The sequence below is a fragment of the Oenococcus kitaharae genome (assembly GCF_025758695.1).
In the GTDB taxonomy this organism is placed as follows: domain Bacteria; phylum Bacillota; class Bacilli; order Lactobacillales; family Lactobacillaceae; genus Oenococcus; species Oenococcus kitaharae_A.
Window position 1 is genome coordinate 305,281 of record NZ_JANJQP010000001.1, and the last position, 25,753, is coordinate 331,033.

At 41.0% G+C, this 25,753-nt stretch carries 25 protein-coding genes and 1 pseudogene; 14 read left to right on the forward strand and 12 right to left on the reverse strand.

The genetic code is table 11. The features are described from left to right. Positions 1 to 96: 96 nt before the first annotated feature. The 4 genes from rpmG to NRF22_RS01595 all read left to right on the forward strand — a co-directional run bounded on the left by rpmG (position 97) and on the right by NRF22_RS01595 (position 2,644). Entirely contained in the window at positions 97 to 261 is a 165-nt protein-coding gene (gene rpmG / locus NRF22_RS01580) for a 50S ribosomal protein L33 (RefSeq protein ID WP_007746456.1), read from the forward strand. Then, a complete protein-coding gene (rpsN, locus tag NRF22_RS01585; RefSeq protein ID WP_007746454.1) occupies positions 261 to 530 on the forward strand; it encodes a 30S ribosomal protein S14 in 270 nt (89 codons plus the stop codon). The genes rpmG and rpsN overlap by 1 nt, the downstream gene beginning before the upstream one ends. An 82-nt stretch (positions 531 to 612) precedes the next feature. Then, positions 613 to 1,362 carry a gamma-glutamyl-gamma-aminobutyrate hydrolase family protein gene (locus NRF22_RS01590; RefSeq protein ID WP_263778902.1) on the forward strand — a complete coding sequence of 250 codons (750 nt, stop codon included), beginning with the start codon at positions 613 to 615 and terminating at the stop codon, positions 1,360 to 1,362. Further along, positions 1,352 to 2,644: an APC family permease gene (locus NRF22_RS01595; protein ID WP_263778903.1), complete on the forward strand. Its 1,293-nt coding sequence runs from the start codon at positions 1,352 to 1,354 to the stop codon at positions 2,642 to 2,644. The genes NRF22_RS01590 and NRF22_RS01595 overlap by 11 nt, the downstream gene beginning before the upstream one ends. Before the next feature lie 38 nt (positions 2,645 to 2,682). Here NRF22_RS01595 and NRF22_RS01600 read toward each other — a convergent pair whose 3' ends face one another. After that, a complete protein-coding gene (locus tag NRF22_RS01600; protein WP_263778904.1) occupies positions 2,683 to 3,999 on the reverse strand; it encodes a C1 family peptidase in 1,317 nt (438 codons plus the stop codon). A gap of 101 nt (positions 4,000 to 4,100) precedes the next feature. On the opposite strand from NRF22_RS01600, the gene udk reads away from it, so the two are divergent. The 4 genes from udk (at position 4,101) to NRF22_RS01620 (ending at position 6,923) form a co-directional block, all read left to right on the forward strand. Beyond that, positions 4,101 to 4,736, forward strand: coding sequence for a uridine kinase (udk, locus tag NRF22_RS01605; protein WP_263778905.1), 636 nt, complete (start codon positions 4,101 to 4,103; stop codon positions 4,734 to 4,736). 101 nt (positions 4,737 to 4,837) lie between these two features. Then, the gene (locus NRF22_RS01610; protein WP_263778906.1) at positions 4,838 to 5,719 is read left to right on the forward strand and encodes a diacylglycerol/lipid kinase family protein; all 882 of its coding nucleotides are present in this window, start codon (positions 4,838 to 4,840) and stop codon (positions 5,717 to 5,719) included. 114 nt (positions 5,720 to 5,833) lie between these two features. After that, positions 5,834 to 6,115 carry a hypothetical protein gene (locus NRF22_RS01615; RefSeq protein WP_263778907.1) on the forward strand — a complete coding sequence of 94 codons (282 nt, stop codon included), beginning with the start codon at positions 5,834 to 5,836 and terminating at the stop codon, positions 6,113 to 6,115. Between the two features lie 10 nt (positions 6,116 to 6,125). Next, positions 6,126 to 6,923 (forward strand): alpha/beta hydrolase family protein, encoded by a 798-nt coding sequence (locus NRF22_RS01620; RefSeq protein WP_263778908.1) that lies wholly within the window; start codon positions 6,126 to 6,128, stop codon positions 6,921 to 6,923. A 53-nt stretch (positions 6,924 to 6,976) separates the two neighbouring features. Here NRF22_RS01620 and NRF22_RS01625 read toward each other — a convergent pair whose 3' ends face one another. After that, positions 6,977 to 8,302, reverse strand: coding sequence for an MFS transporter (locus NRF22_RS01625; RefSeq protein WP_263778909.1), 1,326 nt, complete (start codon positions 8,300 to 8,302; stop codon positions 6,977 to 6,979). 182 nt (positions 8,303 to 8,484) lie between these two features. Further along, the gene (locus tag NRF22_RS01630) at positions 8,485 to 8,778 is read right to left on the reverse strand and encodes a queuine tRNA-ribosyltransferase (protein ID WP_263778910.1); all 294 of its coding nucleotides are present in this window, start codon (positions 8,776 to 8,778) and stop codon (positions 8,485 to 8,487) included. 70 nt (positions 8,779 to 8,848) lie between these two features. Here NRF22_RS01630 and NRF22_RS01635 point away from each other — a divergent pair, with 70 nt between their 5' ends. The 4 genes from NRF22_RS01635 (at position 8,849) to NRF22_RS01650 (ending at position 12,358) form a co-directional block, all read left to right on the forward strand. Next, complete coding sequence (locus NRF22_RS01635; RefSeq protein WP_263778911.1) at positions 8,849 to 9,211, forward strand: MerR family transcriptional regulator; 363 nt, start codon at positions 8,849 to 8,851, stop codon at positions 9,209 to 9,211. 24 nt (positions 9,212 to 9,235) lie between these two features. Further along, positions 9,236 to 10,405, forward strand: coding sequence for a DUF2075 domain-containing protein (locus tag NRF22_RS01640; RefSeq protein ID WP_263778912.1), 1,170 nt, complete (start codon positions 9,236 to 9,238; stop codon positions 10,403 to 10,405). Positions 10,406 to 10,682: 277 nt separating this feature from the next. Continuing rightward, positions 10,683 to 12,005 (forward strand): ABC transporter transmembrane domain-containing protein, encoded by a 1,323-nt coding sequence (locus tag NRF22_RS01645; protein WP_263778913.1) that lies wholly within the window; start codon positions 10,683 to 10,685, stop codon positions 12,003 to 12,005. Beyond that, the gene (locus NRF22_RS01650; RefSeq protein WP_263778914.1) at positions 11,999 to 12,358 is read left to right on the forward strand and encodes an ATP-binding cassette domain-containing protein; all 360 of its coding nucleotides are present in this window, start codon (positions 11,999 to 12,001) and stop codon (positions 12,356 to 12,358) included. The genes NRF22_RS01645 and NRF22_RS01650 overlap by 7 nt, the downstream gene beginning before the upstream one ends. Positions 12,359 to 12,669: 311 nt before the next feature. On the opposite strand, the pseudogene NRF22_RS01655 reads toward NRF22_RS01650, so the two are convergent. The 6 genes and pseudogenes from NRF22_RS01655 to NRF22_RS01680 form a co-directional block, all read right to left on the reverse strand. Next, positions 12,670 to 13,821, reverse strand: a pseudogene (locus tag NRF22_RS01655) (FRG domain-containing protein); the annotation flags it as partial. Between the two features lie 384 nt (positions 13,822 to 14,205). Next, entirely contained in the window at positions 14,206 to 16,320 is a 2,115-nt protein-coding gene (locus NRF22_RS01660) for an MMPL family transporter (protein ID WP_263778915.1), read from the reverse strand. Positions 16,321 to 16,577: 257 nt separating this feature from the next. Continuing rightward, positions 16,578 to 17,108 carry a hypothetical protein gene (locus NRF22_RS01665; protein ID WP_263778916.1) on the reverse strand — a complete coding sequence of 177 codons (531 nt, stop codon included), beginning with the start codon at positions 17,106 to 17,108 and terminating at the stop codon, positions 16,578 to 16,580. 54 nt (positions 17,109 to 17,162) lie between these two features. After that, complete coding sequence (locus NRF22_RS01670; protein WP_263778918.1) at positions 17,163 to 18,227, reverse strand: sensor histidine kinase; 1,065 nt, start codon at positions 18,225 to 18,227, stop codon at positions 17,163 to 17,165. Next, positions 18,224 to 18,898, reverse strand: a complete 675-nt coding sequence (locus NRF22_RS01675; protein ID WP_263778920.1) for a response regulator transcription factor — start codon at positions 18,896 to 18,898, stop codon at positions 18,224 to 18,226. Before NRF22_RS01675 ends, NRF22_RS01670 begins: the two co-directional genes overlap by 4 nt. Before the next feature lie 107 nt (positions 18,899 to 19,005). Next, positions 19,006 to 19,368, reverse strand: a complete 363-nt coding sequence (locus NRF22_RS01680; RefSeq protein WP_263778921.1) for a winged helix-turn-helix transcriptional regulator — start codon at positions 19,366 to 19,368, stop codon at positions 19,006 to 19,008. 179 nt (positions 19,369 to 19,547) lie between these two features. On the opposite strand from NRF22_RS01680, the gene NRF22_RS01685 reads away from it, so the two are divergent. Continuing rightward, on the forward strand, positions 19,548 to 20,702 hold the full coding sequence (locus NRF22_RS01685) for an MFS transporter (protein ID WP_263778922.1): 1,155 nt from the start codon (positions 19,548 to 19,550) through the stop codon (positions 20,700 to 20,702). Positions 20,703 to 20,760: 58 nt separating this feature from the next. On the opposite strand, the gene NRF22_RS01690 is transcribed toward NRF22_RS01685, so the two are convergent. Next, a complete protein-coding gene (locus tag NRF22_RS01690; protein ID WP_263779267.1) occupies positions 20,761 to 21,528 on the reverse strand; it encodes an ABC transporter permease in 768 nt (255 codons plus the stop codon). After that, positions 21,509 to 22,369, reverse strand: coding sequence for an ABC transporter ATP-binding protein (locus NRF22_RS01695; protein WP_412178705.1), 861 nt, complete (start codon positions 22,367 to 22,369; stop codon positions 21,509 to 21,511). The genes NRF22_RS01690 and NRF22_RS01695 overlap by 20 nt, the downstream gene beginning before the upstream one ends. A 43-nt stretch (positions 22,370 to 22,412) precedes the next feature. Here NRF22_RS01695 and NRF22_RS01700 point away from each other — a divergent pair, with 43 nt between their 5' ends. After that, entirely contained in the window at positions 22,413 to 23,099 is a 687-nt protein-coding gene (locus tag NRF22_RS01700; protein WP_263778924.1) for an ArsR/SmtB family transcription factor, read from the forward strand. A 71-nt stretch (positions 23,100 to 23,170) separates the two neighbouring features. Here NRF22_RS01700 and NRF22_RS01705 read toward each other — a convergent pair whose 3' ends face one another. Then, positions 23,171 to 25,708 (reverse strand): M1 family metallopeptidase, encoded by a 2,538-nt coding sequence (locus NRF22_RS01705; RefSeq protein ID WP_263778927.1) that lies wholly within the window; start codon positions 25,706 to 25,708, stop codon positions 23,171 to 23,173. Between the last annotated feature and the right edge of the window lie 45 nt (positions 25,709 to 25,753).

A 25,753-nucleotide genomic window follows, 5' to 3' on the forward strand; every position in this document is an offset into this window, starting at 1 on the left:
AATTAATTGAACTTGCACTTTACAAGTAATTTTAGCTTGTGTATAATATTTGCTTGTACTGATTGACTTTCGTTAAATAGAATTTTAGGAGAAAAAATGGCAGGAAAAGGACAAAGAGATCACGTCGTTCTTGGGAACGACAAGACGGGTGAACGCATTTATTTGACGAGCAAGAATCGTCGCAATACGCCTGACAGACTCGTTTTGAAGAAGTATTCACCAAAATTGCGTCAAGTTGTTGAATTTAAGGAGGTGAAGTAATGGCTAAAAAGTCTAAGATCGAAAAAGAAAAGAAGATCGAAGCCACAGTTGCTAAGTTCGCTGCTAAGCGTGCTGCATTAAAGGCTGCTGGCGACTATCAAGCATTAGCAAAGCTTCCTCGTAATGCATCACCAGTGCGTGCACATAATCGCGATTTGACCGATGGTCGTCCACATGCATATATGCGTGGATTCGGTTTGAGTCGTTTGAACTTCCGTCAACTGGCACATAAGGGTCAGTTGCCTGGCGTTCGTAAAGCAAGCTGGTAATTTTAACAAACACCAATTTCTTTTAGGAATTTGGTGTTTTTTATTTATTTTCGAAACTTCCTTTGTTAGAATTACTCACAATATGAAAAAACCAATTATTGCAATTACTTCTGATATTTCTCGCTCTCAATCAATGTCTTCTAATGATCAAGCAATTGATTATGCGCCCAGAGATATTGTACGAGCCATTAATCAAGTTGGCGGCATCGCTACTATTCTGCCAGCGCCAACTTCAATCCATGAAAATGATATTGGCCAGCTGGTCGATGCTTTTGATGGCTTATTAATTCCAGGTGGACCCGATATTGATCCGAGATTCTTCGGAGAAGACCCGATCCCTCAATTAGGCGGGACATTTTATGAACGCGATCAATTTGAAATGAGCTTGATTCAAGCAGCCGTGAAAGCTGGCAAAGCAATTTTCGGCATCTGCCGTGGTATCCAATCAATCAACGTCGCTTTAGGCGGCAATCTTTATCAGGACTTGGCAGCTCAGTATCCAGATCTGAAAATTAAACATCGTCAGTCGCCGACAGAAGGCTCTTTCCCTACTCATCGCGTCACGATGGAAAAGGGAAGCGAATTGGCTAAAATTCTCGGCCAAGAAGGTTTTGTCAACTCTCGCCATCACCAAGCTGTTAAGGAACTCGGTACAGGCCTGAAAGTGACAGCAAAGGCACCTGACGGCGTCATCGAAGGCATTGAAAGTCTTGATTCCGATCAGATTATTGCTGTCCAATGGCATCCTGAAAGTATGTGGCAGCGTTTCCCAGAACAACTGGCATTATTTCAAAATTTTATAGATCGAGCAGGAACAAGAAGTGGCAGATAAAACAACGCAAAAACAAAAATTAGGATTTTGGAGTATCGTCCTATTCGGCATTAATGGGATTATCGGGTCCGGAATTTTCCTGCTGCCAAGCGCACCCATGAAATTAATCGGTGTAGCTAGTATTTTAGTCCTGCTGTTGGATGCTGTACTAGTTGCCACGATTGCACTCTGTTTTGCTCAGGACGCGAATTTTTTCGATAAAAACGGCGGCCCTTATCTCTACGCAAAAGAAGCTTTTGGTAATTTTGTCGGTTACGAAGTAGGGTTTGTTACTTGGGCCATCCGAATTATTGCTGAAGCAACAGCTGCGGTTGCTTTTGCTACCGTTTTAGGCTCTTTCATACCAGCGCTATCCAGTAATACGGCACGTATGATGACAGTGGCCGTTCTGTTGTTGCTGCTGGCTCTGATTAATATTTCCGGCGTTCAGCTGACTAAGATCGTAAATAATTTTGTCACAATTAGCAAACTGCTGCCGCTATTGCTCTTTGTTGCAATTGGTTTGTTCTTTATTAAGGGAAACAATTTCACGCCTTTTTTTCCTAATGGCAGTTATACATCTGGCAGTTTTGGACAGGCCGCTTTGACCATGTTCTTTGCTTTCACGGGTTTTGAAGGTATTTCAGTCGCTGCAGGCGAGATGAAAAATCCACAAAAAAACTTGCCGCGTGCAATCATTCTGATTATTTCAGTTGTGACACTGGTGTATGTGCTGATTCAAGTGACTGCAATCGGCATGATGGGTTATGGCTTGGCAAACTCAGCCACACCTTTGATGGATGCACTTGGTCACGCAATCGGCACATTTGGACGTGATTTAATTGCTGCCGGATCCTTGATATCAATCGGTGGTCTGCTGGTAGCTTCGTCATTTATTACACCAAGATCTGGTGTTGCCTTGGCTGAAAATAAAATGATGCCATCTTTATTGGCTAAAAAGAATCGCAAAAACGCCCCTTACGTCGCGATTATTGTATCAACGACTATTTCCTTGATTATTGCCTTATTTAACTCGACATTTGCTAATTTGGCGCTGATTTCAGCCGTCTCGCGTTTTGCCCAATACATTCCAACAATTATCGCGGTTTTTGTCTTTGCCAAGACGAAAAAAGGGCAGGCACATGCCTTTCGACTGCCGCTCGGTCCTGTGATTCCAGCTGTTGCTCTGATTATCAGCCTGTGGCTATTGATTCAGACAAATCTGCAGCAGCTCTTTTGGGGATTAGGCGCTCTAGTCGTCGCTGTGCCATTTTATTTCCTAACCGCCTATCACAAGCATTAAAAACCTCATCTAATCATGAGGTTTTTTATAAACAAATTTCAGCTTAAAGGATCCCAGGCTGGCAAAACGGTTGGCTGCTGTTTCAAAACAGCTTTTAGTTCCTCCGGCAGAAAATCCTTATGTACCACGACTTCATACACATAGTCTTCAAACCAATCAGGGCTCATGACGAAGTAGCCTTTATCGCCTAATTTATCTCCCCAGCTATTTTCGACTTTCCATTTTGCTGCTTGACCATCAATTAAATCAACGCCAGTTAAAGTCATGGCATGCGAGACCGTTCCTTCGCCGCTGGTTAATCTCTGCGCTTTGGTCATATTCAGATCAACTTGAAAGAGGGAAGATTCGTCAAATAAATGTCCATCCAATAAACCGCTCTGACGATCCATCTGCTGAAGAACGTCGTTGCCAAACCAAACTGTTTCACCACTCTGAAGCTGAGCAACTGCTGTTTTTTCCAACACATCAATCGGCACATTTAAAAATTCGATATCCCGACCGCCTAAGACGTTGTCCTGACTGGGAAGGCTGTACAACTGGTTAAATGCCTTATCAGGCGAATTGGTCACAACGGCATAATCATCAAAATCAACCTTAAAATATTTTTTGAAGAAATCCTGTGGCGTTAAAGCGGCTTCGCGATGATATTTTTTGTCATCGTCACGGTATTCTAAATCAAAAGTCTTGGCTGGTTCGCCAAAAGAATAAGCAGCCATGCGATAAACTTCCTGCAGCATTTTCTTTTCGGCCTGATCCAATTCATCTTCGCTGCTGCCGGACTTAGCCATATTGCGCAGTTGAAAACCATCCTTGATCAATTTTTTATTCATGGCTTCTTGAAAATCGCTCGTGTTATCCGTATTGAAAGTCTCTGGTATCGCATAAGCCGGCATAACACCGTACTTTTCGACTAACGCCGCCGCCATGGCCCATTGACCGCCATCTTCCCCAGACTGATTAAACAACATATGGACAAAACGGTCATCCATGGCTTTATCAACAGTCTGCCCGACATTGTGATAAAAAATATTGGCTCGTTCAATCTTGTCCCAGAAAAACAAATAATTCTGTGACAGCTCAAAGTCTTTGACCTTGTAATTTTTGGCAAACTGATGCCGCAGGGTATTTAATAATGAAAATTCCCAGCAGCGGCCGCTGCGTTTTTGATTAGTCACTTGTCCAGTCTCAACCTCGACCGAAAAGGTGCGGTTCAAACGTGCGGCAGCTTGATTATCAAAGCTGCTATTGCGAATGCCGTTTTTTGTAATTGTTCTTGTTAGGACGCTAGCTCTGTCGTCTTGAGCCAGGGATTCTCGTAATTCATTTAAATCATCATTTGTTAAAGCTGATGCCATTTATTTACCTCTTTTTTTAATTTTTATCTTAAAACAAAATCGTGCGATTGATCACAATTATGATTGACAGATATAGCTCAGAATAGAACAATAGTAAAGTAATGCAGACATCTGAGAAAAATAAGGTCACAATTATTGGTATTTCTGGCGGTTCCGGTTCCGGGAAAACGTCCATTGCCCAAGATATTTACGAACATCTTAAAGATCAATCGGTGGCCATTATTCCACAAGACGCTTTTTATAATGATCAAAAAGACATGACAATGGCGGAACGGAAAAGTGTCAATTATGATCATCCAGATGCCTTTGATATGGATCTGCTATACGAAGATCTGCTAAAACTGAAACAGAATCAAGCTATTGATCTGCCGATTTATGATTATGAAAACTATACCCGTTCAGCTAAAACACTGCCCATGCAGCCAGCTAGAGTGATCATTGTCGAAGGCGTCCTGTTGTTCGTCGATGAACGTATCCGCGATCTGCTCGATATCAAAATTTTTGTCGATACGGATGACGATATTCGTTTTATTCGCCGCTTGAAAAGGGACATGATTGAGCGCGGCAGATCGACTGAATCCGTAATTAATCAATATTTGAAAACAGTCAAACCAATGTATCATCAATTTGTCGAGCCAACCAAACGCTACGCTGACGTGATTATTCCAGAAGGAAAGAGTAATCGCATCGGCATTGATTTGTTAATTAACCAGATTAAAGCAGTTCTGCCTAATTGATGGCGATACTGCCAGCGAATATATTATGATAAAGACCCTAGCTCTAAGGGGAAATAAATCTGACACTTGGCGATTTTGGCCGAGTTTTCGAGGAAGATACGATGACAAAAAAATATGGTATTTTTTTCAATGCAAATGCTGGTGACGGAAAAGCCAAACAAGTTGCACAAAGATTAGCGATTTCCTTGTCCGGCCAGAATATCCAGTCAGCTTTTATTACTGGCAAAGATGTCGATGATGCAATTTCGGCCATTAAAAAAACGTCTAATGAGCTTGATGCCATTATTGTTATCGGCGGTGACGGCACATTAAATCTAGTCGCCACAGCTTTTTTGCAAGGTGGGAAAACGATTCCGGTTGGCTTGATTCCAAGCGGGACAGTCAATAATTTTGCCAAAACGGCTAAGATTCCTAATGATGAGAAATCGGCTATTAACATCATTTTAAAAGGCCGCACGAAGGCTTTTAATATCGGTTCTTGCGGCGATGACAAAGCGATCATCAGTTCCTTAACCTTTGGCAGTCTGGCTGACCTTTCCAACGATGTCCGCCAGGAAGACAAGAGAAAATGGGGAAAAATCGTCTATTTTTGGCAAGCTATGAAAAACCTGAATAAATCCGGGTCGCAGCAGATCGAATTTAAAAGTAACAGTTTTCAAGCTGATTATAAAATTTGGATGTGTCTGATTACGACCAGCAGTAATGTTGGCGGACATAAGTATATCGACCAGCCTTTAAAGGGCTTGCATGCGACGATTCTCCACAACATGAGCCTGCTTAAAAGTCCCAGCTATTTTTATTTTGCACTAACAGGCAATATTCGCGAATCGGAAAGCCTGACTTATTTTGAATTGCGGGACATGATGATAACAAGTAAAAATACCCATCACCCTGTACAAACGAGAATCGATGGTGATCCTGGACCAAAATTACCAATACAACTGCTCTGGCACAAGGATTTTCTGCAAGTGTTTACGGATTGATACGTCCGAAAAACAGCTCATAAGTTTAAGATTGTTTACAAGGAGAAATCCCCGATTCAAAAACAGTAACATAAAATTTTAATTTTGCTTTGGAAAACAGAAGGGAGTTTTTTAATGCAAGCCGTCGGAAAAATAGGCATCGCGACCACCCTATACCTCGTGGCTTTTATTGCCGATTATATTGTGACGCTCTTTCAAATTACCAAAGGGGCTACGATTACAAACTTGATGGGTCTAAAAGCCAGCAGTCAAGCGACAAAGGAGATCAGTTTTGCGCTGACTTGGCGGTCTTTGATCATTTATTTATGTTTTGTCATCATCTGGCTACTGGCCGCTTTTATCATTAATAAAATCATTCATCAGTCTACTGCAGTAGAACCAAAGAAATTGTCTTGACACTGGCATTATGATCGTTAGCAAAAAAATTTATTACGGCAAGGCCCCGTCACAGTTCGGCTTCTTGAATCTGCCGCAAGAAAAGCGCGATAAATACACAACAATTGTCACAATCCATGGCGGTTTTTGGCAATCTTTTGCTGACCTCACGCAGCTTCAGACACTAACAAATGGTCTGAATCAACGCGGTTATGCGGTTTGGAATATCGAATACCGGCGGATCGGCGAAACAGGCGCAGGATGGCCAGGCACTTTTAACGACGTCATTGATGCCATTAATTTTTTGACGGAATTGGCTCATAGCTGGCCGATCGATAAGCAGAGTGTCATCATTCTCGGTCACTCGGCAGGCGGCCATTTAGCTTTATGGGCTGGCCTGCGATACCGGAATCAAGCGCTAGACCATTCTGATAATATTCATCGTTTATCAGTCAAGCCTAGGATGGTTGTCAGTCTGGCCGCTGTTTCTAATTTAGAAGATGCTTGGCAACGAGACACAGTTATGGGCAAACATAGTCCAGTCACGGACCTGATGGCAGGAACACCAGCCAATAAAAAAGTTGACTATCAATCGGCTTCTCCTTTGGATTGCCTGCCTATGGGAATTCCACAAATTCTTGTACAAGGACTAAAAGACGATTTCGTACCGAGCAGCATGACGATACAATATGCTGAAAAAGCCGAAAAACTTCATGACCATATCGAATTAATTTTAGACCCAGATGCCGATCATTTTGACCTCATCAATCCACATACCAGAGTTTGGCAAAAGACCATCGTTGCAATGAAAGAAACTTTAAAAGCATAAAAAAATAAGGCAATCCAGTAGTTGCTTTATTTTTTAAGATCGTTTGTTTCAAATTAAGATCTCACTCTCTGATGGCTCAAATGATTCGCTAAAGTAATCAACAAAATGACGACGCCTAAAATCGCGACCACTAGGCCGATTGCATGGAGCCCCGAATCACTGACTGCCTGATGAAAAGCAATCCCAGTGACCGAAGACGCACTGATCGAGCCTAAATAAGTGAATGTTCTTAATAAGCCAGAAGCAGTGCCGACTCGTTGCGGATTCGCTTGTTTGAACAGAGCCAATTGACCGCCGCCCATAGCAGCTCCTAAAGTAATTCCGAACACAGCAGTCACTATCAGAGACAAGTAAAGTGTATTGCTGCCTCCCAACAAAGTCAGCAGAATACCACCAGCCACAGTAGATGTACCAGTTGCGATAAAAGACCCAAGAACAAGACCCTTTCTAGAAATCAAAGTGGAAACGATCGCCGACACAATCCCCATCGGGACAATCATCAAACCAGCTGTATCAGCAGGATAAGCATGTGCATCTTCGAGCCACTGAGGCAGACTGTACAAAATAATATAAGCACCCAGCATGGCAATCATCGTCCTTAAATATGTCAGCATTAATTGTGTATTAGAAAGCAGTTCTTTGATGTCGAAAAATGGGGTCTGCGTGTGTAATTCCCAGAAGACGAACAGAAAACCCGCAATCAAGAAAACGATAAAACTTATCCATTGGGGTGAGGGGATTGAGATCAAAAACAGCAGCAAGCCTGAAATCATGACAGCAAATCCCAAAATACCAATAATATCAATCCGCATCAACAAGTTCTTAATGCTCTGATGTACCAGAGGTTCGTCAGGCTCAAGGCCGATAAAGATGAACAAGATCGTCAGCAAGGCAAAAGGTATATTAATAAAGAAAATCATGCGCCAGCCTAAACTTGCTACGAGCACACCACCGATTGGCGGGCCGACTGCGATAAAAGTCAGGCCCACAACAGCCAAAGCCGCAAGTACACCGCCTGGTGCATTGATCATACCGGCTTTTTTAGCGCGAGCACGAACCATGAACATGGCCGACGGATAACCAGCTGATGTTCCGATCCCGATGATGACTCGGGAGATAATCAGAGAAATCAAATTTTGACTCAATCCGCCTAAAATGCCGCCTAGGAGAACCATGATCACGCCTGACAGAAATGTTTTGCGCGGGCCAATCTGCTCAGATAACTTGCCAGCAGTCGGTTGGGCAACGGCACAGGCTAAGTAAGGTGCAGAGACGAGTAAGACCGTTTGAGCAACTGCGATATGAAAACTATGAGCAATTGGCACAAGCGCTGTGGAAATTAATGTATCGTTGATTGGATTTAGAGCCGCTCCCAGCAAAAGGGCAGTAATGAAAATTCCGGAAAACGGTTTTTGAGAAATCGCAACTGATCGATGATTTCTGCTAGTCGTATTTGAACACCTTCTTCTGATTGAAACAATTAACTAAAAGTAAATACTGAGGCTTATTCTAGTAGGAAGAAGCGTCATTTGTCAAAATGATATCCGTTATAGAACAGTATTTAATGAAATGCTGTGAAAAGAAAATATAAAAGTAATGAGATCAACAGCCGCAAAAACAAGTGGCTGATGCGAATTTTCTTATTCATGAGCACACCGTTTAAAATTGCGACAGCAATGAGCGCGAGCAGCCCGATTCTTAGAAAAATAGGATTTAATTGAAAGCAGGCCAGCAAAATCCCAGATATCAGATTTGCGCCAAAAAGCCAGATCGGCATTTTCGATCGAGCCGAGAAAGTCGCGATTATCATAAGTGCCGCGTACAGATAGATAAGAATGTCAGTTATAATTGCCAAGAGCGATACTCCTTTTTTGATAAAATAATTAAAACACAGGGGGTTGACCCCCTGACAAGAGGGAAACATCATGCAATTAAAAGAGTTCATGGCTGCCGTTGGCACAACACGTGATACGGTTCGTTTTTATATTGAAAAGGATCTGCTAGCGCCAAATAAATCTGCCGGTAAATATGTCTTTACGAGGCAAGAGATCACGGCATACGATGAAATCATCCAACTGAAAGAACTCGGATTCTCAATTGAATTAATTAGAAAAATCAAACGGCAGCATGATATAAACTGTTCAACTAGCGAACAGTGGCAGCAAAACTTAGCCTTAGTCGAAAACGAAATCCAAGGGGCAGAATATGAACTTAAAAGGATCGAACAAAGAAAAGAAAAACTAACTCGCATTTCAAATCAACTAAAGGATTTGCTAATGACAAAATAATCAACAAATAGGAGCGAAATCGCATTGAATAACATTCTAAAAGACCAATTTATGATTGACCACTTATCTGATAGTCAAAACAAGACTATCTCCGACATGAATACTTTCATCGGTAAACATCTCAGTGGCAAACAACACGTCGTCGCCATTATTGAAGGGGCTGCTGGAACCGGCAAATCAGTTGTTTTGATGCGTCTGGTCACGAAATATATGACCGATAAACGTTATAGGACGGCGCTGGTAGTCAACCATCCTGAACTGTTCAAGGCTTATCAAGATTTGGCAGATGATATACCTGGCATGGCCGAAAAAGATATTTTACGTCCAACAGCACTAATTAATCACGCTGAGAAGAATCACTGGAAATATGATGTCATTTTCGTTGATGAAGCGCATTTGCTCTATTCCAAATCGGAGCCTTATGCACATTATCGGGGCCAAAATCAGCTGACAGATTTGATGAATTTAGCCAAAATTGTCGTGGTCGTTTATGATTTTGCGCAAGTTTTCCAGTCAAAAATGTATTGGTCCAAAGAATTATTAAGGCAAACAATTGGCGATCATCCTCATCAGCTGTTTAATATGGATTTCCAGTATCGCATGGTCGCCAGTGCTGAACAAGTGCGCTGGATGGACGATTTGACTACCGAAAAATCCTTCAAGCCCTTCCCGGCAAACAGTAATTTTGACTTTAAAGTGTTTTCAACTGCTGGTGCCTTGTATGAACAAATCAAGGAGAAAAATCAGGAGGTCGGCTTAAGCAGGGTGGTAGCAACTTCGGGTTTTCCACGTATTGACGGCCGCCACAATGTTGAAATGGATACTTTTTCTCTGCCCTGGGATGAATGGGATCCGCAGCGGACACATTGGGCTAAGCGGACGTCTTCAATTGCGCAAGTCGGGACGATTTACACGCTCCAGGGCTTTGATTTGAATTATGTCGGTATGATTATCGGGCCATCTTTCGGTTATGACGAAAAAACAGACAGTATGACGATTATCCCAGAAAAATATTCGCATAAAGAAATTTTCAAAAAACGCCAAGACATTCAATTCACGAGAGCAGAATACAAAGATTTTATTGCCAACGTCTTAAATGTGCTAATCAAACGCGGCAAATACGGCATGTATCTGACGGCTTATGATGACGCTTTACGCAAGCGTCTCGTGGATTTGTATGAGAACAGAGACTAGCGGAAAAGGATTCTAAAAAATGACAAATAAAATCAAATACATTGTCGCAGCAATGATCAGTGTAGTTATTATGTTTTTTCTAGACAATAACAAGGCATCGCTACCGAACCATGTGCTTGGATTCTGTTATCTAGTATTTATTGTGATCATTGGGTATTGTGCATATAAATTTTTTGATAAACGCAATAATTAACTGTTTTGATTGATCTAGAATCGATAAACTTGTAGAACTTGGCGCAAAAGATATTTAAAATCACTTAAAAACAAGGGGACTAAAATGAGAAAAATGATCATTAAAAATTGGCGACGCGTTTTCGTTATTATTTTGTCATCCAGTCTTTATGCGATTGCTAGTATCACTAGCGCTAGTTACTACGGATATATTGTCGAACATGCTCATAACAAAGAAATAACGCTATTTTTCATGATGATAGCGGCTGGCATTACTGTTGTGCTGCTTCGATGGGTTTTCGATGTCTTGAATCAAACTTTAATGGTTAGGTTCGTCGGCAAAATTATCTATGAAATACGAGAGAAAATGATTGCGTCCATCATTTCTAAACAAGTGTCAGATTTCAAAACGAAGGAACTCAGCTCGTACACTTCCAGTTTATTAAATGATGTCGAACTGATTGAGCGGGATTCGATTGAACCTTTTTTTGATTTTATTTCCCAGTTAGTCATAGTGGCCATTTCGTCAGCAGCAATTCTATATCTTCAACCGGTGGTTTTTGTCGTGATAATGATTGGGTCAGTTATCGTGTTTGCTATCCCGACACTCATGAGCAAAAAATTGCAAAACAAACAATCCCGTTTTTCTGCAGAGTCTGAAGCCCTTACTGAATCTGCGACAGATATTTTGAATGGTTTTAGCACAGTAAAATCGACACAATCGACAGATCAATTTTTAGAAGGTTTTAAAGAGACCAACAAGCATTATACCGGGGCTAAAATTTCATCGGGACAATGGATTATGTCAAATTATGCAACGTCTGCCATGTTAGGCATGCTAGTTCAATATGCAGCGGTACTTGCAGCAATTTGGTTTATCATGCACGGCGTTATTTCGGTCGGCATTATGCTCACGATGGTGCAAACCATGAATACACTTGTCTATCCTTTGATTGATATTTTTAGACTAATTCCTCAAATGAAGAGTGCTAAGCCGATTATAGAAAAAATCAAAAATTTATCCGTCCTCGGGCAATCTGATCAGAACTCAATTCCAAAATTAACCTTCAAGCAAGATATTTGTCTCACAAAAGTTTCTCTAAAGCTTCAAGGAACAAGTATCCTTAATGACATCTCGCTGACTTTAGATAAAAATAACAAATATCTCCTAATTGGTGATAGTGGTTCAGGCAAGTCGACCTTGGCGAATATTGTGTCAGGATTCATCAACAACTATACAGGCAAAATAACAGTCGATGGCAATGAGATTGCCAATAACGAAAGCATGTTCAGCATTGTCTCGCATGTGGATCAATCACCATATCTTTTTAACAAAACAGTCGAGGAGAACATTGTTTTGGGCAAAAAGATGGATTATAAAAAATTTGAAGAGGTATTAAAGTCAGTGCTGCAGATCTTTTTTTGGTAAACAAATCTCGACTAAAAAATAAGTCCACTCACAATGGTGACAATTATTCAGGTGGAGAACGGCAAAGAATAGCAATTGCTAGAGGGCTATATCAGCAAAAGCCGCTCTTGGTACTCGATGAAAGTTTGTCGGGTCTTAATGCAAAACTGGCTCATCGAATTGAGAAAGACATTCTCGCCTTGAAAGATTTAACGTTACTGTATATCACGCATAAATTCAATATGAGTTTGCTTGGCAGCTATGACAAGATTATCTGGATTAAAGAAAACAAAATTTACCAGATGGCATCGCCAAAAGTTTTACTATCGAATCAGGAATTTCAACAATTCATAGATGCAACCGGGAAAGCGTAATAGGGTTTTACTGAAACTACTATTTGTTACATACAAACTTCTGGCAGTTTTGAGTTTGCAACGGACAAATATATTTTAGTTTACATAATATATATTATTCAAAGTTATATTTAAGTTTACTTCCAAATCTCCCATACTTGACTTGACTTGCTCAATACACCTAAGATTATCTGTTCCGATACTTAAAATTTACCTATTGACTTAAACTTTAGAAAACACACATAACACACATAATGTATTTCCTTTATTTTTCTTCAATCTTTCGAGTTTTAAAAATCGGTTTTTTCTTTCTTAAAAGACCAGTTAAAAAACTAATCAAAGTATTTTCCTTTTATATAATGAGCTATATTATCGGGATTCGGATACATGAACTTTTCGTTGATACCAATACGGTCTAACTCTTTTTTAATTTGTTGTTTATTTTTGATTATTATTCTATATGAATATTCAATATCTTGATATTTATGACTTACAGTATTTATATTTTCTGAATCATTATTATCCATAATCAAATATTTTTCAAAAGAAACTTGATAAATAAAAGATGCCTGCTGATTTATTAATCGATCAAAAGTGATTGAAGGTTGATATATAATTTTTGGAAAAGGTGGGAAAACATCATCTCTTATGACAAGGCTAATAATAAAAAGCAAAAATAAGGGTTTAGGATCATTCATCCCAGACATAAATGTATCAGAAAAAATGTTATTCATGCTGGGTTTGGGATCAATAATGACACTTCGGACAAACTTTGTATTTTGAAATTCTTTATAGAAACGACAAAGCTCTCTTTTGTCGATTGCATTGTTGTACTTATCCAGCAGTAACATTAATTCCCTGAGATTCTTTCCATTCTTTTCAAAATTAGATTTACTATGGACCACCGAGTATAGAACGTTTCTCCTATGTGCTTTTAAAATGTAGGCCGATAATTTTAAAGGAGTATCAAGAGGTGCGTCGGGATTATTTAGATATTTATCACTATGATTAAATTGTTCTAGAAACCTTACTGCTCCTGCACGAATGTATATTTGAGATAAGAAATGATTATTGGCAAGCTGGATGCGTTGGCCTCCTGATTCTTCAAAACTCACGCTAGCATCAAATATATCTCTATTTAAACTATTAAACTCTTTTTCGTTATTCAAAACAAAATCCGATAAAGGATCTGATACATGAGGATTGTCTGGAATGACATAGACCACTCCTTCTTGTGCTGGTTGTATTTCGATAGCAAAGTACAGAGCTACTAAGGGATTTTTCGTAATATCTAATAATTCCGTAGGTAGTCCATGGTGTTGACTGTATGCTGTGAAATTATCACGACTGTCTTTATTGAGATTGGAACCCACATTTCTAAAAAACTCATTTTTGATTCGATTTAAATCGGAAACTTCGATGAGGTGATCATTCCTATATCCGCTAGATAATAATGGTTTTGTAAATCGCATCGATTCCCCACGATAAAAAAATCTCCATTTTTTTCAGAAAGTGTATTCACCGTGTCTATAAAATCAATTAAACTCGAAACTATCTTTTCCTTCACATCGCTTACCCCCTTACTCCTTTATCGAAAATTGTTTCTCCGTACCCTTTACATTCTAAGTTAGATTTTAGCTCTTTTTGTAGGTTACACAAAATGAAATGATATGAATTTTTGTTGTCGATTGTCTTAAAAATATTTCTGGAAATCGAAAAGAAAATAGAACGGCAGCATCTAGATCTCTTTGCTACTTCTCTTTAGTTCGTAAGAAAATACTCTGCTTTAGGAGACCCTTATACAGGCAATCTTTCTTAAATCAAAAACCGAGTCCATACCAATTTCAGTATGGACTCGGTTTTGTTTTTTAATCAATTGAAATATTTGGCAAAATTCTGTCTAACCATTTTGGCAGATACCAACTAGCATTGCCAAATAGCGTGATGCTGGCTGGTACCAAAATCATTCTGACCAGGACCGCATCGAACAAAATGCCTAAAGTCAGTGCCAAGCCCATAGACTTGACGATAGCGTCGCTGGCAAAGATAAATCCAGAAAAGACAGCCATCATAATCAAGGCAGCGGCCATAATGGCTGTACCGCTTTTCTTCGTACCGGCGATAACGGCTTGACGCGTATCATGATGTTTCGCATATTCTTCACGCATACGGCTGACGAGGAAAACTTCGTAATCCATTGCCAAACCAAACATAATACCGATGACTAAGACAGGTAGAAAATTCAGGACACTACTTTTGTTGGAAATGCCTAGCAGATTAATGAAATGCCCATCTTGAATGATGAAGACGACACTACCCAATGTCGCACCCAAAGATAGCACGAAGCCCAAGACAGCGACTAGCGGTATTAGCAGTGAACGGAAAATCATCATGAGCAGGATAAAGGCAAAAGCAATAATCAAAATAGCGAATTTCGGCAATGCCTTCAATAACGCATCTGACATATCGATATTGATCGCAGTAGATCCAGTCACAAGCATTTTCGGCAAACCATTTTTATCGGCGTTATCCCGAACGCGATGGACGAGATCTTTTGTCTGACTGCTGTTAGAATCAGTTTTCGGAATAACTGTAATCATTTGATAACGGTTATTCTGACTGGGCATGGTCAATCTGGCCGATGCAACATTTTTCAGCTGAGATAGTTTAGTCACAGTTTTGTTTGCAATTGTTTTATCTGATGTTTCTGCTAAAACAACCAATGTCGCTTGACTGCCCTTGCCGTACGCTTTTGTCATCAGATCATAAGCGCGTCTTTCGGTCAGTTTTTCTGAACGGACAGCATCATTAGGCAAGCCAAGATTAATGTGAGGCAAAGGTACAGTCAACAGGGCTAGAACGGCAATAATCGCGATGACAAACAATCCTTTAAATTTAGTGACTAGTCTTCCCCACCCGCCTTCGATACGCAGGTGATGTGCTAGTTCCAAAAAGCGATTGCTTCTTTGAGCTGAAACGCGATCGCCCAGCAAGCTCAGGACGGCCGGTACTAGTGTTAGTGAAGTCACGATCGCCGTTGCAACAGAAATAGCAGCCGTGATGCCCATGGTACTCAGCATGGAAATACCCAACACAGACATACCTAGCAACGCAATAATCACGGTGATACCAGCAAATAAAACGGCCATACCGGCTGTTGACATCGTCTTAGCCAAGGCCTCGTCGCGACGATCGTTCAATGCCAGCTCCTGGCGATAGCGTGAGACGATGAAGAGCGCATAATCGATACCAACAGCCAGCCCCATCATGCCCACCAGCGACAGGGCAAAAGAAGCAACTGACAGAGAATGGCTGGCGATAAACACAAGCATGATGCCTGAAATTAAGCCGATCAGAGCTGATAGAATCGGTAATCCGGCAATCAGCAGAGAAGCAAATGTGATAGCAAGGACTGCAAAAGCCACAATAATACCAACAATTTCAGCACTTTCGCCATTATCAATCTCAGAAATAGTGACATCAGTCGAGGATATTTCTGTTTGAATGCCTTTTTCTCGAGTTATTTTAATTGATTTCCTCAGTTTGTCAACTGTTTTTTGAGAAACCTTATCACCTTTTTGTTTATAGATGACCATACCATAAGCTGTTTTACCGTCTGGACTATAATTTCTCAGCATTTCAGGTCCGACAGCTGTTTTAATCTGATGATCTTTTTTCGCTTCATCAAGCATGCGATTAACTGCCTGCCGATTACTGGCGGCTGTCAATGTTTGGCCGTTAGTCGCGTGAAACACAACGGTTACGCGACCGCCTGTCTGCCGTGTGGCTGGAAATTCTTTTTCCATTAATTGATTGGCCCGTTCTGACTGTGATCCTTTGATTGACATGCCGCCGCTTTGGAAAGCTGAGCCGATGCGAATGCCCGCAAAGACTGAGATTCCAACCAAAACTAAGACAGCAGCAATCGTTATTTTTGCATGATGCGAAATCAAAAAACCAAATTTTTTCAGTAGTTGTTTCATAAAATTAAATAACCTCTTTTTATTTTTTCGGGACTTATCAAACTAGATGCAAGCTGCCAAATAATCAGGGGCATGATTTTGATCAAACAATACTCTGTGATACGAATAACCTCGTGTTGCCATAACTTGTCTCCTTTCCAACCTTTGTACACAGATTAGCGGGAGAATGTTCACGAAATGTTTAGGAAATGTTTGCAAAATGTTAATAGACAGTGAATTTGCGCAAATAAAAACCCAGGAATATCCTGGGTTAAGTTTTAATTGAAATGGCTCAGGGCATGCGCCTTTTGGCAAATATCATAAATGAAGTCATATCGTTGATCCAATGAAAGTTGATTCTGTTTTTCGGCACGCTGGAACTGCCTTTTAAACCAATACATAGGCAAGCATAATCCGGCTAATCCCAATAGTCCTAAAACCGTCACGAAGACCCAATGGTCCTGTCGCGCTAAAAAGATTGCCATAATCATGAAAAATAGACCGAAAAGTCCAATCAAACAAGCCTGAATCGTCGGAAGCAAACGCGCTTTTCTTTCGATTTGCTTGATCACGGCCATCTGGGACTCAAACTGGTTCTGCAAACGTTTCAATTCTGATTGATTCAGTAACTGGCGATTGCGTTTCATATTAAAACGCACTTTATGAGGCTTATTTGCTAGTGAATCCGTTATTTTCAGCTCCCAGCCGAAATTAGGATAGGCGTCTGCATAGAAATCACGCAAATAATCGTCGACGATCAGTTCGCGATATTCGTAAGCAATAAATTGTCGTTGACCAGTTTTTGTCATAGTCTATCACCGTTTTTTCAAATCCATCTTATAAAAATTAAGTCCGTGAGTTGTTTAAATTATGTTAATTTTTTTTGCAGGCAGCCAAACTTTAAATTCACTGCCTTGGCCCAGCTTGCTAGAAACACTGATCGTGCCAGCCATCAAATGAATGATCCGATCAACTAAAGCCAATCCTAAACCGTTGCCACTGGTTGCATGTGACTGATCACCCTGGTAAAATTTTTCAAAAATCTTTTTCACAGTTTCTTCGCTCATGCCGGGGCCCGTATCCTTCACGCGAACCTCAATACCATCATCCACTTGCTTTGCTGCCACGGTTACGCTGCCGCCCATAGGTGTGAATTTAAAAGCGTTGCTCAACAGGTTTTGCCAAACAAGCACCATCATTTCAGGATCCGTTTGTAATCTGAGCTGGTCAGGAATCTCAACCTGCAGCGCAATCTGCTTTTCTTCCCAGATCTTCTCAAAAGTTAAAATCAGATCAGTCAATTGGCGGCTCAAATCATAATCCTGTACGTTAGGCTGTACAGCTTGTGTTTCTATTTTCGTTAATTTTAAAACATTCGTGACCAGTAAGGCCATTTTGTCCGTCTGATCAATAATTGTCTGCAAACTCCCAGCTAGCTCAGATCCTGCTTCTGCCTCTTCCTGCATGGTGCTGGCATAACTTTTAATCACGGCCAAAGGGGCCTTGAATTCATGGGAAACGTTGGCGACAAAATCGTTTTTCATCGTCTCTGCAGAACCTAGTTCGGCGACCATTGTATTGAAATTTTCAAACATCTGATCTAAATCACTTATGTTGCCGTCATTATGGATTGGCTGCAGATAGACGGAAAAATCGCCTTGAGACACCTTTTTTGTTGCCTGATTTAAATGCCGAATAGGTAGATCAAAGGTGACATATTTACGATAAGAAACAATCGAGACGAAAATTGAGGAAACCAAAACAAGATACAGCAGATACCACTTAAAATAACTATTATTTAACTGTAAGAAGCGTTTTCCGTACAAAAAGGCCGGCAGCGAAGCAATCACAGTCAAAAGTAGAAAAGACCATAGATAGTCCCAAGGGGAAATTGAGTTCCTGGTTTGCAGGTGTTTAAAAGGATTCATGAGCTGATGACCGCTTTATAGCCTAAACCGTGCACGGTCATAATTTGAAAATCATTACAGCTGGCAAACTTATTTCTAATTTTCGTGATGTACACATCGACGGCTCTCAGACTAGTCGAGCTATCAATGTCCCAAAACTCGTCAAGCAGCTGGGCTCTGGAAAAAGTCTTATTCGGGTACGAAAGCAATTTGAATAAGATGTTAAATTCTCTGACTGTCACTGGGATAGCTTCCTTTCCGACTGATATTGAGACTGCTTGAGAATCCATTAAGGTACGGCCAATTTCTAAACGCTGATTGTCGGCAACATTGGCTCTCCTCAGCAGTGCTTTGACACGCAGCAGCAATTCAGTCATGTCAATGGGCTTGACCATATAATCATCCACACCGGATTCAAAACCCTGACGTTTTGATTGAATATCATCCCGCGCAGTCACGAATAAAATCGGAATAGTCGGATTAATCTGCCGGACTTTTTCAGCAAATTCAAATCCATCGATATTCGGCATCATAACATCTGAAATAATCAAGTCAAACAAGTGGTTGTACATTTTGGTATAGGCCTCTTGTGCCTGAAAAGCTGCTTGTGCACGCTGTCCGTGATTGTTCAGATACAAACACATAATTTGGTTAAATTTAGTGTCGTCTTCCACGACGAGAATATTTGCCACGAATGTATCTCCTAATAAAACGCCGATTAATCTCTTTTCTAGTATAAAGGCTTGCAGCGGTCCGCTGATCGGAATCTTGCCAAATTAATATTTCGGAAACATAGAGATTATGAATCTTTTACGATCCTGGCAAAATTCTTGAGATAGTTGTTTCCCCAATTGTCCATGGCGCGAATGATCGGTATCAAACTTTTGCCCGCCGCTGTCAGACTATAACTGCATTTAATCGGGACAAAACTTGGGTCAATGTGCTTCACAATAATATGGTCCCCTAATAATTGCGACAGCTGCAGTGACAGCATGCGCTGACTGCAGCCCGGCAAGCCGCGCAGTAGTTCTGTAAATCGGTAATCATGATGGATCAAGCGGCAAATAATGATTGATTTCCATTTGCCATCCAGCACCTGAAGCGTACTGTCTAGAGGACAGAACTCTGCATGCCTGTAACTCATTTCCACTGCATTTTTCATTTTTGCCTCCTTTTTTGACTTCATCGTGATTTTAACATGCATTTTGACAAGCAAATAGAGTTGGTTACATCTATTTCCCTTATTGCGAATAATCATAATTAGTTATAAATTGCAAGGGAAAGGAAATTAAGGTTAATATAATGGTTCAAAAAAATTTAAATAGAAAAAAGTTCCCTCTCTTGAATAATAGTCTCATGCTGGCAGCTTTCTTTATAATCGTGTTTGTGATTGGCGCGGATTCTTTCATCATTTCGCCTTTACTGCCAGCGATTGAAAAAAGCTTTCACATTTCACTGACTGCATCGGCCTTTTCAGTTACCATTTATGCTCTTTGCTATGCGATTGGGTCGCCATTTTTCAGTCCCTTAGGTGATAGCTTTGATAAAAAGAAATTATTGAGCATTGGTATTGGCATCTTTTTATTGGGAAGTATTTTCTGTGCCATCTCGGCGAATATTCAACAATTTTATTTATTCCGTGCGTTTGCCGGTATCGGTGCCGCTCTGACTCTGCCTAATATCTGGGCCTCAATTGCCAGCTACTTTCACGGAAAAACACTTAACACAGTCATGGGTATTACTATGTCAGCACTTTCTCTTTCGATTGCCATCGGCGTTCCTTTGGGGACTGGCTTATCTCAGCTTTCCAATTGGCATATGGCCTTTTGGGCTTCTGCAGCTCTGACTCTGATTGCTTACGCTGTTTTGCTGCTGGTCGTGCCTCATATGCCTGTCGGAAAAATCTTTTCCGCTAAAAGTTATGCTGGCAGTTTTCAGACATTGCTAAAGACGAGCAAGGCAATTCCGGCATTACTGATCAATTTATTTTGGATGTTTGGTTTTTACACTATCTATACCTTTTTGGGCAGCCATCTGCATCAAGTTTTTGCCCTCAATACAGCAGAAATTGGTTACTTTTTTATCGCTTATGGTGTCAGCAATTTTCTCGCCAGCTTTTTCGGAGGTTTCGTGACGACAAAATTAGGTGCCATGCAAAGTGTCGTGATAAACGGTTCTTGTTCAGCGGTAATGGTGCTGTCAATGGGCTTGACGGGAAAAAACGTCTATCTATTAATCATGTTGCTGATCATGCTGGCGCTTTTTCAAGGGCTGGGAGTGACGGCATTAACGACTTATATCGTTAATGTAATCCCAAAAAACAGGTCAACCGTCATGTCTTTTAATAGCTCTTTTCTCTATTTGGCCCTGACGCTCGCATCTGCCCTTGGCGCCGTTATTTATACACAATGGCAATTTTCAGGCCTGAGCTATTCCGCATTTATCGCTTTGCTTTTGGCAGTTGCGATGACAGGTTATTTGCATTGGAAAAGCTAAAACACAGCTAGTTGACAAATCACCACGACCAGGCCTTTTCAACTATTAGTAATTAAATTTAATAATTTAACTTTTTCCTGACGATGCATTGCGGAATAAATGAGATCACAATAATCACAATCAATAACCAAATAAAATCATATGTGCTCGTTGAGCGGAGCGTTCCTCTCGCCATTTGCCGAATCAAACTGACTGCATGTGTCAGTGGTGAAAACCAGCCAAGATTTTTTAGCCATGGCGCGACAGAGCTTAAGGGAAAAAAGGTGTTTGAAAACATGTACATCGGTTGAATGACCAGCATGCTGTAATAATTTAAATAGTCTCGAGTAGGCGCTATCAGCGTAAACGTCAAGCCCAGAAAGCCAAACAAGGTGCCGGTTAAAAATAAAATGATCGGAATAAAAAGTGCTGCCCAGCTTTGTAAGATGCCCATTGCGAAAGTGACTAACAAAAATAAAGAACCAAAAATTGTTGCTCTAACGCCTGCCCAAAGTGCTTGACCGACGATAATTTCTTCTAAATTAATTGGACTCGTGTTAATTTCATAGTAAGTTTTATCTAATCGCATTTGAATGTAAGCATTGGTTGTACTTTCGGCGTTTGCAGCATTCATACCGGTTGCTGCGACTAAACCCAGTGAAATAAAGGTCAAGTACGGCATTCCGGATACTTGTCCGACAAAATGTCCAATGCCAAAACCCATGGCGGCTAGATATAGAATAGAATCAAACAGGTTCGGGAAAATGGAAATTTTAAAAAGTTTTCGAAAGCTCATCCAATTGCGTTCGATCACATAAGCGATGCCTTTAGCCGAAAGTTTGTTCAATTTCATCACGTTCCTCTACATAACCTGTCAATCCCAAATAGACTTCTTCAATATTTTTATATCCGTATTTTTCTGGTAACGCTGCCGTTGCACCGCTTGCAATCACCTGACCGTGATCAATAATCAGCACATCATCTGCTAATCTTTCAATTTCATCTCCATAATGTGAAGTCATCAAAATTGATACACCTTGTTTTTTTAACTGCTCCAGCCGATTCCAGAACACATGCCGCGATTGAATATCTAAACCAGTTGTTGGCTCATCTAAAATAATCAATTCGGGGTCATTAACCAAAGAACGAGCTAAAACCAGTCGTCGTCTCATTCCGCCGGATAATTCATGGATTTCCTTAGTTTTATAATTGAATAATCCGACAAAAGTCAATAATTTATCAGCCTTTTTTCGTGCTGCGGTCCAAGAAATATCAAACAAAATTGCGTGGGCAATCATGTTTTCTATCACATTTAAAGAAGTATCAAGCAAATCATCTTGCATGACGACGCCAATATGCCTTTTCGCCTCTCTTGGCGATGTTTCAACATTGATTCCTCCAATGGCAACATGGCCGGTGGTCATTGCCGTTGTTGCGTAGATCATTTTCAAAGTTGTCGACTTGCCAGCGCCATTAGGACCGAGAATAGCAAGAGAATGCCCTTTTTCAAGTTGAAAAGAAATATTCTTTACTGCTGTGAAGTTTCCGTAACGTTTTCCTAAACCACCGACATCGAGAATGACATTATTTTCCAAAAAACGCACTTTTGCCACCCACCCTTCTTTTGTTTGCACATACTTTGACTCACCACCTTCGAAAGTATATATTTTAGTTGTTTCAGTTTTCATCGAAGTATGGAATACTATGTAAAAACATTGAAGGACGAATAAAATGAATGAATTTCCGGACATTACGACTATTGCCAGAGCTTTATCAGTCCCCTCAAAAATGAAAATTCTTGACGCATTAATGGATCACAAATATCACACCGCTACTGAGTTAGCCAAACTCAGTCGCATCACGCCGCAAACAGTTGCCTATCACCTTGATGAGTTTTTAAAAAATGGTTGGGTTGGGATGGCAAAATCGGGCCGCTTTCACTATTTCTTTTTGAAAGATACTAATGTCGTGGCACTTTTGGAGAGACTCAGTCCTGTGTCCCCTGAAAAAAGAGCGCGATCAAAACAACGTGAGCTCGTACTTGCAAAAGATGAGCTTTTTCGGACATGCTACGATCATATGGCTGGACGCATCGGTGTCTTGATTGCGACAGCTTTAACTCAAAAAAATTATTTAGATCCAGAGTTCAATTTAACTGATAAGGGTACTAACTTTTTTCAAGATGTTCTCCATATTGACCTTTCTCTACTCCACAAACAAAAACGCCAGTTTACAACAAAATGTTTAGATTGGAGTGAGAGACAATATCATGTTGGCGGCGCAATCGGACATGCCATGCTGCTTTCTTTCAAGGACCAGGGCTTGGTAATGCCAGATAACAAATCCACGAGAGCTATAGCACTGACAAGCAAAGGAACAACTTTTTTGCAAACACATATAGCTATTAGTTTGGAATAAATTTTGTAGAATGCATTTAAAGACAAAATAAAAGCGCTCCAAAGAGCGCTTTTTTAAACTCAAACAATTAATCAATCTTTAATAGCTTTAGCTACAGCTGCGTGAACAGCATCTTTTTCTGCCTCAATTAAGTCAACACGACTAGCGATCACCTTTGTATCCATGACAATCTCACGTGTAAGGCCAGGTGTGTTGATTTTCGGCTCCAGAAAGGCTTTGAACTCAGCCAAACGATCAGCCGTCTTGAAGACCATGGCAGTGACCGTAATATAAGTCGTAAACTCCATATCGCCGCCGACCGTTTTCTCCAGCCAGTCCCAATCATTCCTGAACCAGTCCCAGGCAGCCTGCTGAGCATCATCATTATCCAAAGCACCGCGATACCATCCGCGAAGATCCTGTGGCTTGATCGTGTCGGCATCTTCAAATTTGCCGATCAAAGCTGCAATTAAGTCTGGATCAGAGACACTCGTCAGTGCGGCTCGCAAATCTGATTTGTAGCTGCCGTCAGAGGTATTACGATAAGCAGCGAAGAAGTCGTTGAACAAACTTTCGCTGGCAAAATTCTTCATCTCATTTCTCAGGACGAAGAGACGAATATCAGCTGGCAAGGCAATCAAATTATCAGCATTCTTAGCAAACAGATCATGAGCCGAGGCAATTGCTGCCGGATTTTTCGCATACAAAACGGCACTCAGTACATATGGCCGGGCCAACTGGTCATCATTGGATTCACCGGGTTTTGGCGTCCAACCCAAACGTGTTACCTTTTCACTGCTAAGCTGATTGAAGAAGGCCTGCAAATCTTTTTCTTCATCTGAACCAGCTGAGACAAATTTCTTTAAATTATTAGCCAGCCGGTACAAAGCTGCATTGACCAGCATGGCATGACTGTCAGAAAAATGAGTCAAAAGCGGGACAAGGTCAGCGTAAGAAGCTTGACGACCATCGGCCAACAGACGCAAATCCTGTAAAATCTGCAATTGTGCAATGGCGTCTAAGGATTGTGTATCGGACAAAATGTCGTCCAGCAAAGTCTGATCGTATTTGACAATGAAATGAGAATTGTTGCCGACATTCAAACGGAAAGGCTTGCCTGATTCAGCACGCAAAGCAGTGTAATCACCAATTTCAAGCGCCTTTTCAGTCATCAGCGCTGGCACAGCATCGTAATTGCTATTCAAAGGAATCTGCCATTGACGGCCGGCTTCTTTGTGTTCGCCAATGAAAAACTGCTGCTGAGACAAAGTGAGTTTGCCATCAACAACGCTTGCTGTAACAACTGGGTAACCAGGCTGTTCCAACCAAGAATTCATGACAGCACTAACATCAATACCAGATGCATCGCCAAGAGCTGCCCAAAGATCAGCACCGGTCGCATTGCCATAATGATGTGCAGCAAAATAATTTTTCAAACCTTTTCTTAAGGCTTTATCTCCAATCAAAGCACGCGCCATCACAAGCATACGGGCACCTTTGGCATAGACAATCGCGCCATCGAACAAGGCGTCTATCTCAGCCGGATGCTCAACTTGGACATGCACGGATTGAACACCATCAGTCGCATCTCGCTGCAGTGCGGCTGGTAAATCAGATATCTGGAAGGTTTCCCAAATATGCCAATCAGGTTCTAAGGCATCAACGGCCACATATTCCATCATGTTGGCAAAACTTTCGTTCAGCCAGAGATCATCCCACCACTTCATTGTGACAAGATCGCCAAACCACTGGTGAGCCAATTCATGAGCGACAACCGTGGCAACCAGCTGCTTGACTTCAAGCGAGGTATTTTTCGGGTCCAATAACAGGTAGGCTTCACGATATGTAACAAGTCCCCAGTTCTCCATCGCGCCGGCAGAAAAGTCAGGCAAAGCCAACTGATTCGATTGTGGCAATGGATACGGTGTCTGGTAAAAGTCTTCGTAAAATTCAATCGAGCGTTTAGCAATATCCAAAGCAAAATCCAATTCATCAGTTTTGTGTGCTTTAGTCCCATATACGCCGATTTTCACGCCGCTTTTAGTCCTTGTTGTCTTGCTCTGCAGATCTCCGAAGGCAAAAGCGATTAGATAAGTCGACATGCGGACTGTCTGATCAAAATAATGGATACCATTTTCAAAACGTTTTTCAGGCATATTGGCCAAAATCGTCTCGCCGGGCTGCTCATCGAATTTAATCGCAAGGCTGAAAGTCGCCTTGGCTTCCGGCTCATCGACACATGGAAATGCCTGACGAGCAAAATTCGTCTCGAACTGCGTGCCGATAATCTGCTTTTTTTCACCATTCAGCTCATAATATGATGGATAAATACCCATCATTGTATCTGTCAAATTCGCTGAATAATCGACTGTCAGGCTAGTCTTACCTGCTTTTGGTAACGAAATAGCAATCGCATCAGTGTCTTTATCCAGCGTAAAAGACAGCTCTCTCCCCTCGCTTTTGACTGAAGCTACCGCCAAATCCTTGCCATGAAGCGAAATGGAATCAGCCTTAGCTTCACCAGTGACGGTTACCTGGCCATTGATCTTTTTCGTGCCGCGATTGATATCCAAAAAGATATCATAGTGATCCGGCTGGAATGTTTCAAAAAAATGTTTAAACTCTGTCATCTCTCACCTTTCAGAACGTGCTGCTAACAGTGCTGATACGGCTCT

Coding starts and splice junctions, on each gene's coding strand:
- rpmG (WP_007746456.1), top strand. CDS start 97: ATGGCAGGAAAAGGACAAAGAGATCACGTCGTTCTTGGGAACGACAAG.
- rpsN (WP_007746454.1), top strand. CDS start 261: ATGGCTAAAAAGTCTAAGATCGAAAAAGAAAAGAAGATCGAAGCCACA.
- NRF22_RS01590 (WP_263778902.1), top strand. CDS start 613: ATGAAAAAACCAATTATTGCAATTACTTCTGATATTTCTCGCTCTCAA.
- NRF22_RS01600 (WP_263778904.1), bottom strand. CDS start 3,999: ATGGCATCAGCTTTAACAAATGATGATTTAAATGAATTACGAGAATCC.
- udk (WP_263778905.1), top strand. CDS start 4,101: ATGCAGACATCTGAGAAAAATAAGGTCACAATTATTGGTATTTCTGGC.
- NRF22_RS01610 (WP_263778906.1), top strand. CDS start 4,838: ATGACAAAAAAATATGGTATTTTTTTCAATGCAAATGCTGGTGACGGA.
- NRF22_RS01615 (WP_263778907.1), top strand. CDS start 5,834: ATGCAAGCCGTCGGAAAAATAGGCATCGCGACCACCCTATACCTCGTG.
- NRF22_RS01620 (WP_263778908.1), top strand. CDS start 6,126: ATGATCGTTAGCAAAAAAATTTATTACGGCAAGGCCCCGTCACAGTTC.
- NRF22_RS01635 (WP_263778911.1), top strand. CDS start 8,849: ATGCAATTAAAAGAGTTCATGGCTGCCGTTGGCACAACACGTGATACG.
- NRF22_RS01645 (WP_263778913.1), top strand. CDS start 10,683: ATGAGAAAAATGATCATTAAAAATTGGCGACGCGTTTTCGTTATTATT.
- NRF22_RS01660 (WP_263778915.1), bottom strand. CDS start 16,320: ATGAAACAACTACTGAAAAAATTTGGTTTTTTGATTTCGCATCATGCA.
- NRF22_RS01665 (WP_263778916.1), bottom strand. CDS start 17,108: ATGACAAAAACTGGTCAACGACAATTTATTGCTTACGAATATCGCGAA.
- NRF22_RS01670 (WP_263778918.1), bottom strand. CDS start 18,227: ATGAATCCTTTTAAACACCTGCAAACCAGGAACTCAATTTCCCCTTGG.
- NRF22_RS01680 (WP_263778921.1), bottom strand. CDS start 19,368: ATGAAAAATGCAGTGGAAATGAGTTACAGGCATGCAGAGTTCTGTCCT.
- NRF22_RS01695 (WP_412178705.1), bottom strand. CDS start 22,369: ATGAAAACTGAAACAACTAAAATATATACTTTCGAAGGTGGTGAGTCA.
- NRF22_RS01700 (WP_263778924.1), top strand. CDS start 22,413: ATGAATGAATTTCCGGACATTACGACTATTGCCAGAGCTTTATCAGTC.
- NRF22_RS01705 (WP_263778927.1), bottom strand. CDS start 25,708: ATGACAGAGTTTAAACATTTTTTTGAAACATTCCAGCCGGATCACTAT.